The organism is Asticcacaulis machinosus, assembly GCF_028550435.1.
GTDB lineage: Bacteria > Pseudomonadota > Alphaproteobacteria > Caulobacterales > Caulobacteraceae > Asticcacaulis > Asticcacaulis machinosus.
Window position 1 is genome coordinate 980,949 of record NZ_JAQQKV010000002.1, and the last position, 14,128, is coordinate 995,076.

At 56.3% G+C, this 14,128-nt stretch carries 11 protein-coding genes and 2 tRNA genes; 7 read left to right on the top strand and 6 right to left on the bottom strand.

Going from position 1 to position 14,128, the window contains the following annotated elements; all coding sequences use genetic code 11:
- Positions 1-105: 105 nt before the first annotated feature.
- From polA to PQU98_RS12895, 3 genes are all read right to left on the bottom strand, one after another.
- Positions 106-2,931, bottom strand: coding sequence for a DNA polymerase I (gene polA, locus PQU98_RS12885; protein ID WP_272745343.1), 2,826 nt, complete (start codon positions 2,929-2,931; stop codon positions 106-108).
- 78 nt (positions 2,932-3,009) lie between these two features.
- The gene (locus PQU98_RS12890) at positions 3,010-3,477 is read right to left on the bottom strand and encodes a lactoylglutathione lyase (protein ID WP_272745344.1); all 468 of its coding nucleotides are present in this window, start codon (positions 3,475-3,477) and stop codon (positions 3,010-3,012) included.
- 5 nt (positions 3,478-3,482) lie between these two features.
- Entirely contained in the window at positions 3,483-3,692 is a 210-nt protein-coding gene (locus PQU98_RS12895; RefSeq protein ID WP_272745345.1) for a zinc-finger domain-containing protein, read from the bottom strand.
- Between the two features lie 192 nt (positions 3,693-3,884).
- Here PQU98_RS12895 and PQU98_RS12900 point away from each other — a divergent pair.
- Positions 3,885-3,961, top strand: a tRNA-Arg gene (locus tag PQU98_RS12900).
- A 239-nt stretch (positions 3,962-4,200) separates the two neighbouring features.
- Here the strand turns inward: PQU98_RS12900 and PQU98_RS12905 are convergent.
- Positions 4,201-4,287 (bottom strand) — tRNA-Leu (locus tag PQU98_RS12905).
- A gap of 200 nt (positions 4,288-4,487) precedes the next feature.
- Here PQU98_RS12905 and PQU98_RS12910 point away from each other — a divergent pair.
- Positions 4,488-5,444 carry a complex I NDUFA9 subunit family protein gene (locus tag PQU98_RS12910; protein ID WP_272745346.1) on the top strand — a complete coding sequence of 319 codons (957 nt, stop codon included), beginning with the start codon at positions 4,488-4,490 and terminating at the stop codon, positions 5,442-5,444.
- Positions 5,445-5,496: 52 nt separating this feature from the next.
- Here PQU98_RS12910 and PQU98_RS12915 read toward each other — a convergent pair whose 3' ends face one another.
- Together PQU98_RS12915 and PQU98_RS12920 are read right to left on the bottom strand one after the other, a co-directional pair.
- The gene (locus PQU98_RS12915; protein ID WP_272745347.1) at positions 5,497-6,303 is read right to left on the bottom strand and encodes an undecaprenyl-diphosphate phosphatase; all 807 of its coding nucleotides are present in this window, start codon (positions 6,301-6,303) and stop codon (positions 5,497-5,499) included.
- Between the two features lie 123 nt (positions 6,304-6,426).
- A complete protein-coding gene (locus PQU98_RS12920; RefSeq protein ID WP_272745348.1) occupies positions 6,427-7,617 on the bottom strand; it encodes a citrate/2-methylcitrate synthase in 1,191 nt (396 codons plus the stop codon).
- Between the two features lie 472 nt (positions 7,618-8,089).
- Between PQU98_RS12920 and fzlA the strand changes: the two genes are divergently transcribed.
- The 5 genes from fzlA to PQU98_RS12945 all read left to right on the top strand — a co-directional run bounded on the left by fzlA (position 8,090) and on the right by PQU98_RS12945 (position 14,083).
- On the top strand, positions 8,090-8,782 hold the full coding sequence (fzlA, locus tag PQU98_RS12925; protein WP_272745349.1) for an FtsZ-binding protein FzlA: 693 nt from the start codon (positions 8,090-8,092) through the stop codon (positions 8,780-8,782).
- Positions 8,783-8,805: 23 nt separating this feature from the next.
- Complete coding sequence (gene queG / locus PQU98_RS12930; protein ID WP_272745350.1) at positions 8,806-9,969, top strand: tRNA epoxyqueuosine(34) reductase QueG; 1,164 nt, start codon at positions 8,806-8,808, stop codon at positions 9,967-9,969.
- On the top strand, positions 9,966-10,982 hold the full coding sequence (locus PQU98_RS12935) for a glycosyltransferase family 2 protein (protein WP_272745351.1): 1,017 nt from the start codon (positions 9,966-9,968) through the stop codon (positions 10,980-10,982). The genes queG and PQU98_RS12935 overlap by 4 nt, the downstream gene beginning before the upstream one ends.
- Entirely contained in the window at positions 10,979-12,586 is a 1,608-nt protein-coding gene (gene pgi / locus PQU98_RS12940) for a glucose-6-phosphate isomerase (RefSeq protein ID WP_272745352.1), read from the top strand. The genes PQU98_RS12935 and pgi overlap by 4 nt, the downstream gene beginning before the upstream one ends.
- A gap of 75 nt (positions 12,587-12,661) precedes the next feature.
- Complete coding sequence (locus PQU98_RS12945) at positions 12,662-14,083, top strand: serine hydrolase domain-containing protein (RefSeq protein ID WP_272745353.1); 1,422 nt, start codon at positions 12,662-12,664, stop codon at positions 14,081-14,083.
- Positions 14,084-14,128 lie beyond the last annotated feature (45 nt).

Here is a 14,128-nt window from a genome sequence, read left to right on the forward strand (position 1 = left end):
AAGCAATTATCAATGAGTCTGGTTACTTAAAGGTTAATTTAGTACTAATTTTGAAATCCGGCCCAAAGTACACTGAGCGATAGCGAAGGACTTTGGGGCGAGGCCCTAATGCGCCTCATCCCAATTCAATGCTGCTTTCGCTTCGACGACCAGCGGCACGCTGATTTCAGTCGCGGGCAGGGGCGCTTTTTCCATCACCGACACAATCAGCGGCATGACGGCCTCGACCTCTTCGTCGGGGGCCTCAAAGATCAGTTCGTCGTGGACCTGAAGTAGCATTTTGGTTTTGAAACCCGCCTCAAGTAAAGCGCCCGGCATACGGATCATGGCGCGGCGGATAATGTCGGCGGCGGTGCCCTGAATCGGCGCGTTAATCGCCGCCCGCTCCGCAAACTGACGCTGACCGCCCGCCTTGGCGTGGATGTCAGGGATGTGGATTTTGCGGCCCATAATGGTGGTCACATAGGCATGGTCTTTCACGAACGCCTTGGTGGCATCCATATAGGCCTTGATGCCGGGGAAGCGCTCGAAATAGGTCTTGATGTAGCGTCCGGCCTCATCGTTCGGGATCGCCAACTGGTTAGCCAGACCAAAGGCTGAAATGCCGTAGATAATGCCGAAATTGATCGCTTTGGCGCGCCTGCGGATTTCTGAGGTCATCTCACTGAGCGGTACACCGAACATTTCCGACGCGGTCAGTGCGTGAATATCGATACCGTCCGAAAACGCCTTTTTAAGCTGTCCGATATCGCCAATGTGCGCCAGCAGGCGTAGCTCAATTTGGCTGTAGTCGGCGCTGATCAGGCGGTGGCCGGGTTTGGCGATAAAGGCGGTTCTGATCTTGCGGCCCTCACCGGTGCGGATCGGAATATTTTGCAGGTTCGGCTCATTGGACGACAACCGCCCGGTGGTGGTCGAGGCCAGATGGAATGAGGTATGGACGCGATCGGTTTTCGGATCGGCGACCTGATGCAGGGTGTCGGTATAGGTGCCTTTGAGCTTGGCCAACTGGCGGTAATCCATCAGGATCTTCGCCAGAGGAATACCCTGTTCGGCCAGATCCTCCAGCACCTTAACATCGGTCGCCCAGGTGCCGGACGCGGTGCGCTTACCGCCCGGCAGTTTTAACTCATCAAAGAAAATCTCACCCAGTTGTTTGGGGGAATTGAGGTTGAACGGACGCCCGACGACACCGTGGGCTTCCTGCTCCAGCGCCCCCATACGTACGCCGAAATCCTGCGACAGACCGCGTAAGACCTGCGGATCAATACGAATGCCGGTCAATTCCATGTCCGACAGCACGGTCGGCATCTTGCGCTCTAAGGTCTCGTAAACCGTCAGCAGACCGTTTTCCTGAAGGCGTGGTTTCAGCAAACGCCATAGCCGCAAAGTCACATCGGCATCTTCGGCGGCATACTTCGTGGCCTCAACCAGCCCGACATATTTAAAGCTTTTGGCCGCTTTGCCGGTGCCCGCCACCTGCTTAAAGGTAATCGGTGTATGGCCCAGATGCAGTTCCGACAGGGTGTCCATGCCGTGACCATGCAGCCCGCCCTCCAGCACATAGGAAATCAGCATGGTGTCGTCATAGGGGGTCACATCAATGCCGTGGCGTTTCAGAACGCTCAGGTCATATTTGATGTTCTGGCCGATTTTCAGCACCGACGGGTCTTCCAGCAGCGGTTTCAGAACCGCAATGGCATCACTCATCGGGATCTGCTGGAGCGCATCGCCAAAGGCCAGTCCGTCATCGCTTTCGTGGGCCAGCGGAATATAGCAGGCATCATTGGCACCCAGGCTCAATGATACGCCAACAAGACCCGAATGGGTGGCCGACAGATCATCGGTTTCGGTATCGACTGCGACATAGCCAAGTTTAAGTGCGCGGGCCACATAGGTTTTGAGGATGTCGATATCCTGCACACAAGCATAACCGTCGTGATTGAACGGCTCAATGACGCTGGTGACCGGCTTTTCACCGATATTGCCATAGAGCGGGCGCGATATCGGCGCGGACGGCGTTTTGGCGGCATCCAGACGGGCCTCTTCCAGCGCCGTGATCGCCCCGCCCATGCGGCGGGCCAGAGAGGCAAACTCCATCCGGTTCAGGAACGGTATCAAATCGTCGGCATTGGGATCTTTGAGCGCGAACGAATCGATATCAAATGGCGGCGGCACGTCATCGCGCAGCTTAACCAGTTCGCGCGACAGCAAAATCTGATCACGAAAATCGGTAAGGGCTTCGCGGCGCTTGGGCTGCTTGATCTCATGGGCGCGGGCGAGCAGGGCGTCAAGGCTGCCGTATTCGGCCAGCAATTGCGCGGCGGTTTTCACGCCGATCCCCGGTGCGCCCGGTACATTGTCGGCCGTATCTCCAATCAGGGCCTGAGCATCAACGACCAGTTCCGGTGGCACACCAAATTTCTCATAGACCTGTTCGCGGCCGATGGAGACGGCCTTGACCGGTTCCAGCATGGTGACGCGGTCATTCACCAGTTGCATCAGGTCCTTGTCGGAGGAGACGATGGTGACATCGAAATCCTGCTCCACGGCCATGCGGGCATAGGTGGCAATCAGGTCATCGGCTTCAAACCCTGATAATTCGACACTGGGCAGGCCGAACGCGATGGTGGCCTCACGGATCAGCGGAAACTGCGGGATCAGGTCTTCGGGCGCCGGCGGGCGATGGGCCTTATAGGCCTCATAAAGATCGTTGCGGAATGTCTTTGAGCCGGCGTCGAAAATAACCGCCAGATGGGACGGGCCGCCGTCGCCGCGGTTTTCCTTGATCAGCTTATAAAGCATGTTGCAAAAGCCGGAGACAGCGCCGACCGGCAATCCGTCGGATTTACGCGTCAGGGGCGGCAGGCCATGATAGGCGCGGAAAATGTAACCGGAGCCATCCACCAGAACCAGACATTTCCTGCTCATCTATCCTGCCCTCAATACGAATATATGGGGCTATACCTAAACCTATATACTGTCAGATCAAGTCAGGATTACCTAGCTTTACCAACTTCCGACATTCGGCATGGAGACCCACGGCTCGATAGGGGCTTTGGGTGGCCCCTTTTGCAGCAGTTCAATGCTGATATTATCGGGCGAGCGCACGAAGGCCATATTGCCGTCGCGCGGTGGGCGGTTGATGACCACGCCCATATCCATCAGGTGCTGACAGGTCGCGTAGATGTCGTCGACCTCATAGGCGAGGTGGCCGAAGTTGCGTCCGCCAGTATAGTCCTCGACCTTACCGTTTTCATCCGGCCAGTTATAGGTCAGTTCGACATGGGGTGCGGCGCGGTCGCCGCCATTGACCTCAGCCGTGGCCTTGTCAGCAGGGGCTGCCAGAAACACCAGGGTAAAGCGGCCCTGCGCACTCTCATGGCGGCGGACTTCGTACAGCCCAAGGCCCTTGCAATAAAATTCCAGAGACGCGTCAAGATCTTTAACGCGCACCATAGTATGAAGATAGCGCATCAAGATCAATGATCTTCGGGACGCGGTGACGGATCAGCATATTCGTGCGCGTGGTCCTTATGGACGAATTTGCGGTCGCAGTAACCGCATTCGACTTCGCCGTCCTGCCCCAGTTCCAGATAAACCATCGGATGCCCCAGCGCGCCGCCACCGCCATTACAACCGACTTTGTGGCTGTCCACATAGATGACTTCGGGGGGCTGGGTCGTGCTCATGTCTTGAAATACCTTTGGGCAGGGTGGGGGCCTTAATCAAGGTCATTAAAGCAATTGCGGCACCTTCGTCAATTTGGCGTTTGTAACTGGGCTGCGGAAATCGTGTGGGTGAGCCAAATTTTAAGTTGAGCGGGGCGCGGGTTTAGCATAGGTTCCGCCCGCGCAGGCCCCAAAGGGTTGCCCTGATCGTGCGCACCCGTAGCTCAGCTGGATAGAGTGTTGCCCTCCGAAGGCAAAGGTCACAGGTTCGAATCCTGTCGGGTGCGCCATAATCCATTAGAATGAATGTGTTGGTAGCTAAAATCTTGGCAGAAGTGCTCTTGATCTTCCTTATCTGATCCAAGATTATCACCTTCGCTTAAAAGGTGGTGCGTGTCGTCTCGTCGGACGCGGCATCTTGGACCCGGATGAGGGCGGACAAGCGCGTGCCACGGCGAACATTTCACCGTGTAAAGTACAAATTATAAGGGATTTTTCAAATTTTCCCGGACATATCCGGAAGACCTATTGGTGCCCAGGAGAGGACTCGAACCTCCACGACCGTTAAGCCACTGGCACCTGAAGCCAGCGCGTCTACCAATTCCGCCACCTGGGCACTTTATCATAGGTGCGGCTCTCAACCTTGTCGGCTGAGGAGGCGGACGTTTAACGACAAACTTTTATGGCGTCAATGGCTTATGTGACGAATATTCAAAACAATTTGTGCATGTTTTGGTAAGTGGCTTTCATCAGCCGTTGCGTAAGCGAAAACCTTACGCTAATTGGGGGAATGTAGCGATTATCCAGGGGTTTCCTATGGCGGAATTGGTCACGATCTTCGGTGGTTCGGGCTTTGTGGGCAAGCAGGTGGTGCGGGCTCTGGCCAAGCAAGGGTGGCGCATTCGTGTGGCGGTGCGTAAGCCAACGGTCGCCTATGACCTTAAGCCTGCTGGTGATGTCGGCCAGATCCAGGTCGTGCGCTGCGATGTGCGCAAAGAGGCCGATATCGACCGCGCGCTGGAGGGGGCCTCCGCGGTCATCAATCTGGTCGGTATTCTTTATCAATCCGGCGGTCAGAGCTTTGATGCCCTGCACCGTCAAGCGTCAACGACGATTGCTCAAAAGGCCGCGGCTCTGGGTATCAAGCGCTTTGTGCAGATGTCGGCCATTGGCGCTGATGCAAATTCTTCGTCGAAATATGCCGCCTCCAAGGGGCAGGCTGAAGCCGCTGTGCTTAAGGCTATTCCGACCGCCACCATTGCCCGCCCTAGCGTGATCTTTGGCCCGCAGGACGGTTTTTTCACCTCTCTGGCCTATCAGACCAAGATGTTCCCGTTCATGCCGTCAATTGGCGGTGGCAAGACGAAGTTCCAGCCGGTGTTTGTTGGTGACGTGGCGCAGGCCTTTGCGGCAATCATGTCGTCAGATGCGCATTTCGGTAAGACCTATGAACTGGGTGGCCCCAAGGTCTATAGCTTTAACGACGTCGTGAAATATGTCGGTCAGGAAGTGATGGCGCCCAAGCCGCTCATTTACATGCCGTTCTTTGTGGCCAGCGCCATTGGCATTGGCGGGGATTTGATGGCCGCGTTTGGTCTGCCGCCGCTGGTGACGACCGATCAGGTGCTGCTGTTGCAAAAGGACAATGTTGTGGGCGCGCAGGCAACGGGCCTCAAGGCTCTGGGTGTGGCGCCTACGGCGGTGGAATCGGTGGTGCCGGGCTATCTGTGGCGCTTCCGCAAGAACGGACAATTTGCTGTGGCCGTCGGTTAAGAGCGCTGAAGTCTTATTTAAAAAGCCCGCTGATGGTTCAGCGGGCTTTTTGTTATCTGAACACCACCCCGTAATGCAGCAGGATCAGGCCGGTAATGCCGACCGCCAGCCGCCATAGGGCAAAGACGCCATAGCCATGTTTGCTGACGAAATCGAGCACCGCACGCACCACAAACAGGGCCGTGACAAAGGCGGCGATAAAGCCGGTGGCGATCAGGCCGACATCGCTGAAATCCATCTGGTCGTAGGTTTTATAGATGTCATAGGCAAAGGCACCGGCCATAGTTGGCATGGCCAGAAAGAACGAAAATTCGGCGGCGGCCTTTTTCTCGACCTTCATCAGCATGGCCCCGATCAGGGTCGAACCTGAGCGCGACATGCCGGGGATCATAGCCAGACATTGAAACAGACCGATGGCCAGTGCCGTTTTAACGTCAATGCGCATGGCGTCATTGTGGGTGGGTGTCGGCGCAAACCGGTCAACCAGCCACAACAATATACCGCCGATGATCAGGGCGTAACAAATGGTCTGCGGCGATTCAAACAACACACCCTTAATAAAGTCGTGCAGCAAAACCCCCAACACTAACGCTGGCAGAAAGGCGACCAATATGCTGATCACAAAACCGCGGGATTGCGGATTGGACGGCAAGGTGATGACGACGTTCCACAGTCGGTTAAAATAAAGGCTGAGCAGGGCCAGCACGGCCCCCAGCTGGATCAGCACTTCAAACGTCTTGCCGGTCGTGCTGAAATTCAGGAAATGGCTGAGGAGCAGCAGGTGGCCGGTCGAGGACACAGGGATATATTCTGTCAGACCTTCGACAAAGCCCAGCAGCAACGCGATCAGATAATCCATGAATTTCCTCTTGAAGCGCAGCCTGACGGCTCACAAACACATAAGTCTATGCGACCCTAATGTACTGTGCGGGTATGACAAGAGGGTTAAGCTGCGCCTGCGAAAATGTTTATATTACGCTTTTCAGGGGTTTAAGGGGTGCTTGCCGATGTAGCGCAGGCGGGCCTTGGGGGCAGATTTGGAGGCGATCTGCTCAATGGCGTGGGCCAGCCAGCCCGCACTGCGACCTAAGCCGTAAAGGGTGAACGGCGCTTCCTTGGGCAGATCGAGATGGCGACCCAGCAAAGCAACGGCGAGCGAGAACCCGGCAGGGCGGCCGGTGAGGTCTTCGCCAACCTGAAGGATGGTTTTTAGGTCGTCGCCCATGTGAGGGGCGGCGGCCATCAGGCTTTCGGCGCGCTGCTTTTCGGAAGACGCGGTGCCGGCCTCAAAGCCGGGCAGCTCCAGCCCCTGATTGAGGTAGGTTCTGGCCACCAGTTCCGGATTGCCGTGGCGGCGCACCTGAGTGACATAGGCTTCGGCGCGGGAAATGCGGCCACCGAGCTTAGGTCCCATCAGGGCGGCAAAACCAGCCATGATCGAATTGGCCAGTGGTCCTTGCGTAGCGGCACTGACGCGCACGGCCAGAGTCGATTCATCCAGTTCGGTATCAGCCGACAGTACCAGAATACGGCGGATCAGGTCGATATCGCGCGGGTCATTGACCTTCCATCCACGCGCAAGGCGCTGGTGGAAAAAAAGACGCGGGCCGCCGTTGGTAACCGAATCGATCAGTTCGTTGAGCAGGCCCGCGGCCTCTAATTCAAGATCGCGTTCCGGCAGGATTTCCTGCATCGCCTCTTCTTCGAGGCGGCGGCTGAGCATGGCCATAACCCGTGCGCGCGGGCCGCCAGGAAAATTGACATCGGGGCGGGGCTTTAGGGGGCCGAACAGGTTGGAATTGTCGCTCTGCCACAAAAGCGTCGCCACTTGCTCGAAGTTTTCGCTCTCAGCAAGGGCAAGGCTGTCCTGGCCGCGATAATAGTGGCGCCCCTGAAAAGTAATCGAAATCTCGGAATCGATGGAGGCTTCGCCACGCGCCGGATTACCTGAGCTTATGATGTTGGGTGCGGGACGTGATGCGGGGGCTGCATGGGTATGGTCGCTGCGACCGGACAGGCGCTCAACATCGTCGAGGGAATAGAGACTTTTGCGCGGATGATCGGGATCGCTTTTGGCGGCGATACGCTGACGACTGACGTAGGCGTAGAGGGTTTGGGGCTTAACATCCAGACGCTCCAGCGCTTCGGCGCGGCTAATCCATTGACGTGTCATATGTTTTCCCTGTGTATGCGAACGCGAACTGACAATGCGATAATCAAGATTGACGACTTGCGGTAATTAGACACATTTTATATAAAAAATCCATTATTGATTCTGGTGCGAGTCAAGATGGATTTCGATAAAGATGTGCGTAAGACGCGTTTAGCTGCCGCTTAACTTAAAAACCGTCTATCCCTTGTCACACTTGAGTTTTTAGTCAGGCGTGAGCATGAGACAAATACTATCTGCTTAGGGAATAAGACGATAATGTGGCGGTGGTCTGCGTGGTCGATCACAGTGTTTTGAAACTAATAAATGTAAGAAAATCATAAGCATGGTGGGTATGGGAATGATTTCAAAGCTTTTCAGGCCTTATTTGCATCTCCTGCGGTAAAAGGCTTGCCGTGACCGTGCGCAATATGGTTTTACTCGTCCTCTTGGCTTGCGTCGCTGCGCGCGCGGCTTTTCAATTACGGTTTCGTTTATGAGCGCCATTGAGCGGCAGTTTTATCATTTTGCCTTTGACCCGGCTTCGCGCGTGGTGCGCATGGCGCTGGGCGAAAAGAAGCTTGATGTCACCGAAATCGCCGTCAAATACTGGGCGCCACCGGATGAATTGCTAAAGCTCAACCCGTCAGGTCTTTTGCCGGTGCTGGTTGAGAATTATGAAGACGGCCAAACCGTGGTGGTGTGTGAAAACCGCGCCATCTTAGAGCACCTCGAAGAACTGCCGCTGTCGCCGCGTCTGTGGCCGGTGCCGATGCAGGAGCGGGCCGAGGCGCGCCGTCTGGTCGGCTGGTTCGAGCGTAAGTTCGATTATGAGGTCAATGCCCTGCTGCTCTATGAGAAAATGGAAAAGCGATTGATGGGGCACGGTGCGCCGGATATTAACAATCTGCGCGCCGGGCGTGAGTCGCTGCGGGATCATTTAAGCTATTTTGAGGGGCTGCTGGAAACGCGCAACTGGCTGGCCGGACGGTCGATGTCCTATGCCGATTTCGTTTGCGCCGCCCACCTCAGCGTCATCGACTATTTCGATGAGATGAACTGGCAGAAATACCCACATCTTAAAACCTGGTACATGGTCATCAAGTCGCGGCCCTGTTTCCGGCCTTTGCTCAATGATATCCTGCCGGGAGTAACCGCGGCGGCGCATTATAAAGAACTTGATTTTTAGGTCAGGGTACGCCCAATGATCCCATGAAGGCGAAACCTAAAAAGCTGCCACCGGAGGCGTTTAAGGCTGCGGTCAGGACAGAGGCTCTGGCGCTTGGGTTTGCTGATCTGAGGTATCTCGATATCCCACCGTTATGGGCGGCGTCAGATCGCTTGAAAGCCTTTGTCGATGCCGGTCTGCATGGGCAGATGCAGTGGATGGAAGATACCTTGGAGCGCCGCGCTCATCCCACGGCCATGTGGCCAGATGCCAAAAGCGCAATTGTGCTGGGGTTTAACTATGGCCCCGACACCGACCCTTTGGAACAATTACAGAATCCCGATACGGCAAATATCAGCGTCTATGCCCGTGGCGATGACTACCACGACCTGATCAAGAAAAAGCTGAAAGCTTTAGGGGGCTATATCGCCCAAAACTTCGATTGCCAGCTTAAGGTCTTTGTTGATACCGCCCCCCTGATGGAAAAGCCGCTGGCCCATCTGTCGGGGTTGGGCTGGCAGGGCAAGCACACCAATCTGGTGTCGCGTCAGTTCGGCTCATGGCTGTTTTTAGGGGTGATCCTGACTGACCATGTGCTTGAGAGCGACACTTTTGAGCCTGATCATTGCGGGTCGTGTCAGGCCTGTCTGGAGGCCTGCCCGACTGATGCTTTTATCGGGCCCTATCAACTGGATGCCCGCAAATGCCTGTCGTACCTCACTATCGAATATAAGGGCGCGTGGCCGGAAGTGTTTCGCCATCAGATGGGCAACCGCATCTATGGCTGCGATGACTGTCTGGCAGCCTGTCCGTGGAACAAGTTTGCGCAAACAACACAGGAAATAAAGCTGGCTCAACGCGACGGGTTCGATCAGTTACGTCTGATCGATCTGGCGCAACTGGATGATGACGCCTTTCGCGCCCTGTTTGCCAAATCACCGATCAAGCGCATCGGGTTGGCGTCTTTTTTAAGGAATGTTCACTACGCCATTGCAAACTCATTCAAGGGCAATGCGTTGGCGGGAACTGAAAACGACGAGATGATCGCGGTGCTAAACGATAATCTGACACGCGAACATCCGGTGGTGCGGGCATCTGCCGTTTGGGCGCTGAAACAGGGTCTGAGTACGGACGTGTTTTCGGCTCTACGGGCGCTGCATATGTCCGAGACCGATCCCGATGTGCGGGCGGAATGGGACGGCGTATGACGGAAAGCCTCACATTTTCCATCCTTGTGGTCAGTTACAACAGCGCGAAGTATTTGCCGCGATGCCTTGATGCCTTGCAGACACAGGCCCTGCCACGTGAAACCTATGAGGTTATCGTGGTCGACAATGCCTCGGCCGATTTTGAGCTGGATGCGTGGCGGGCCCGCTATCCCGCTATCCGTTTTGAGCAGTTTGACGATAATCTGGGCTTTGCCGTGGCTAACAACCGCGCCGCCAAAATGGCCCATGCGCCCTGGCTGGTGCTGATCAATCCGGATGCCTTTGCGCACGACGATATGTTGCAGGCCTTGCAAGGGGCGATTAGCGATCACCCGGATGTGTCCCTGTTCAGCGCCCTGCAACTCAGCGCCAATCATGCCGGTAAGCTGGATGGTGCCGGTGACGGCATGATCGGGTTTGGGTTCAACTACCGCATGGGCTATGGCCACGATATTCCGGAGTCTCTGCCGGTGGGTGAGGTCTTCTCGGCCTGCGGTGCCGCCATGATGATGCGGCGTGATCTGTTTGAGCGGTTGGGCGGCTTTGATGAGGATTTCTATATCTATTGTGAAGATGCTGATCTGGGCTATCGCGCGCGTTTGCTGAATGAGCGGTGCCTGCTGATACCGCAGGCCAGAGTCGACCATATTGGCTCCGCCACCCTTGGGGCGCGTTCAGATTTCGCTCTGAGGTACGGTTATCGCAACCGGCTGTGGATGTATCTGAAAAATACGCCATTGCCGGTGATGGCTCTGACCCTGATTCCCCATGTGCTGATGACCATCGCGGTGATGATCAAAGATGCGCTATCGGGTAAAGGCATGATTGCAGGCGCTGCCGTTTGGGAAGCTTTGACCAACTTGGATCAGGTCTGGCGCAAACGCCGTGACATTCAGCGGTCGCGGCGCTTAAGCTCTTTACGCCTGCTAAAACTTTTGACATGGAACCCCTGTAAGATTGCCCGACGTGGTGTAGATATTCGCGGTATTGATGTGAAGGAGATGAGACAATGAGTGCGTTTGATGCGTTGAAGTCCCAGGCCAAGGCCGATGCCAAGGCCGCCATTGTCGATCATTTTGCGGCTGATCCGGCGCGGCTGGAGACCATGAGTCTTGAGGTCGCGGGGCTTTATGTCGATGTGTCCAAACAAAGCTGGTCTGACGCTGGTTTCAAATCAGCCCTTAAACTGTTTGAAACGGCGAACCTCAAGGGCGCGCAGGAGCGCATGTGGTCGGGCAAGGCGATTAATGTCTCTGAAAACCGTGCCGTTTTGCATGTGGCCCTGCGCGATTCCGACGCCAACAATCTGGGCCTGCGCGGGCCTGAGATCACTGAGGATGTCGCCTCGGCCCGCAAGGCGATGCAGGCCTATGCCGGGGCGATCCGGTCAGGCACCATCACCGGTGCCACCGGTAAAAAATTCAAAACTATAGTCCATATTGGGATTGGCGGGTCGGATCTGGGGCCACGTCTGGTCTATCAGGGGCTGGCGGGCCTCAATCCGGACATCGACATCCGGTTTGTGGCCAATGTTGATGGCTCAGAGCTGGCTTTGGCTCTGGCCGGTCTTGATGCGGAAGAGACCTTGGTGATCGCCGTTTCCAAGACCTTCACCACGCAGGAGACACTGGCGAATTTTCTGGCTGCCCGCGACTGGCTGATCAAACATCTGGGTGAGGATAAGGCCAAGGCCCATATGGCCGCCGTCTCCGCAGCGCCCGATAAGACGGGCGCCTACGGCATTGCCCCCGACCGCGTGTTTGGTTTCAAAGACTGGGTCGGCGGTCGCTATTCGCTGTGGTCGGCGGTGTCGTTGAGTGTCATTATTGCGCTCGGCTATGATGTTTACGAGCGGTTGCTGGCGGGTGCCTATGAGATGGATCAGCATTTCTACCATGCGCCGCTGAATAAGAACGCGCCGGTACTGCTGGCGGCGGCGCAAATCTTCAACCGCATTGGGCTGGATCGTCCGTCGCGCGCGGTGATCCCCTATGTCCATCGTCTGCGCCGTCTGGCGGCCTTCCTGCAACAGCTTGAGATGGAATCGAACGGCAAGCGGACCTCGCCGACCGGTGAGGTTCTGGCTTCCGCGACCTGTCCGGTGGTGTTTGGCGACGAAGGCACCAATGCCCAGCACGCCTTTTTCCAGATGCTGCACCAGAGCGAGGATGTCGTCCCGCTGGAACTGATCGCGGTTCAGAAAAATGCCGAGGCGTCCGTTGATATGCAGCAAAAACTGCTGTCGAACGTCATCGCTCAGGGCGAAGCTTTTATGGTCGGTAAATCCTACGCGACCGCCGAAGTCGAATGTAAGGCGATGGGGCTGGATGAAGCCCAGACCAAAATCATCGCCCCACAAAAGGTCTGCCCCGGCAACAAGCCGTCGACCACGGTGCTGCTGAACGAACTGACGCCGGAAAGCTTAGGCGCGCTGCTGGCGCTTTACGAGCACAAGACCTTTGCCGAAGGCATTGTTATGGGGCTGAACAGCTTTGATCAATGGGGTGTGGAACTGGGTAAGACGCTGGCGACCTCGGTGCTGAAAGACATCACGGGCGACACCATTGCCGCCCATGACACCTCGACCACGGCCTTGATCCAGCGCGTCAAGGGGTAGCGAACCTAACAGGAAATTCACTTGATTGTAGTGGCCGGTTGTCTGATCCTCCGGCCACACTTCAGGGGGATATCTATGTCTGTGTCGCGCCGTTTTCACATCAAATCTCTGCTGGCCTCTATCGGTCTGATCAGTTGTTCGGGCGTGTCGAAAGCCGCGGACTCTGACCTGATCGGCATATGGTCGGGGACTCTTACGGTGGGCGCTACATCCTTGCGTCTCCGGTTTGTCATAACTGACGCCAAAACGGCGAAGGTCATCAGCCTTGATCAGGGCAATGCCGAAATTCCGGCCAGTGAGGTCAAACTGGACGGCAACAAGGTGGTGCTCGGCTTTAAGTCGATCAAGGCCCGCTTTGAGGGCGAACTGACCGATAAGGACACACTGACGGGCACGTTCACGCAAGGGGCGGCTATTCCGCTGACCTTAAAGCGCGGTGAGACGATTGCCGAAACACCAGCCGCTGCCGCAGAACCGCTGACCCTGGCCTTGTTGCAAACCCTAAGAACCGGGGCCGGGACGCCGGCTCTGGGGGCTGCCGCTCAAGTTAAGGGCAAAGCTGCGGTTATTATTGTCAATGGGGCGCGCTCATCTGAGGACGAAATCGCCGTTCAGTCAACCGATCAGTGGCACTGGGGCTCAATCACCAAGTCCATGACGGCCACACTTGTTGCGCGTCTGGTCGAGGCGGGTAAGGTCAGTTGGGACACCCGCGTGGGGTCAGTGTTCACAAAAGACATCAACCCCGCCTATCTTGACGCGACGTTTCGGCATTTGCTTAGTCACCGGGCGGGTTTGCAGCCCAATATCGATATGTTCCATCTCATGGGCTATTCGCGCGATCCGTTGCCCGATGCCCGTGAGGAGCGCAAACGGTATACTCTGACGGCGCTGAAACAAAAGCCGGTGGGGGCTCTGGCCGAGACAATGGTTTATTCTAATAATGGCTATATAGTTGCCGGGGCCATGCTGGAAGACATCACCGGCCAGTCATGGGAAACCCTGATCAAGGCCTATGTTTTTGAACCTCTGGGTCTGACCTCGGCCGGTTTTGGCGCGCCGGGGCGGGCGGGCATGATCGATCAGCCGCTCGGCCATGCAGTCTTAGGCAAAACACGCAAACCGGCTCCGGTCGGGCCCAGAATTGCCAATGATAATCCCGTGGCACTTGGGCCTGCCGGGCGGGTGCATATGTCGCTGACCGACATGCTCACCTATCTGTCCGTCCATCGCGACCAGCCGGAAACATTTCTGAAAACGGCCTCATGGCAGACCCTGCACACGCCGCCGTTCGGCGGTGACTATGCTATGGGTTGGGTGGTGCGCAAAGATGGCGTCCTATGGCACAACGGATCGAACACCGTCTGGTACTGCGAAGTCATGGTAGACCCAAAAGCCGGTGTGGTCTGCGCCAGTGCGGGCAATGACGCCGCGCCGGAAACGCAAAAAGCGGTATCAACGGCTCTGATGAGTGCGTGCGCCGCTGTCTTGCCCTAGCTCAGACTTATCCGCCACCTGATCCCCGCATCATAAGGGCCGTTT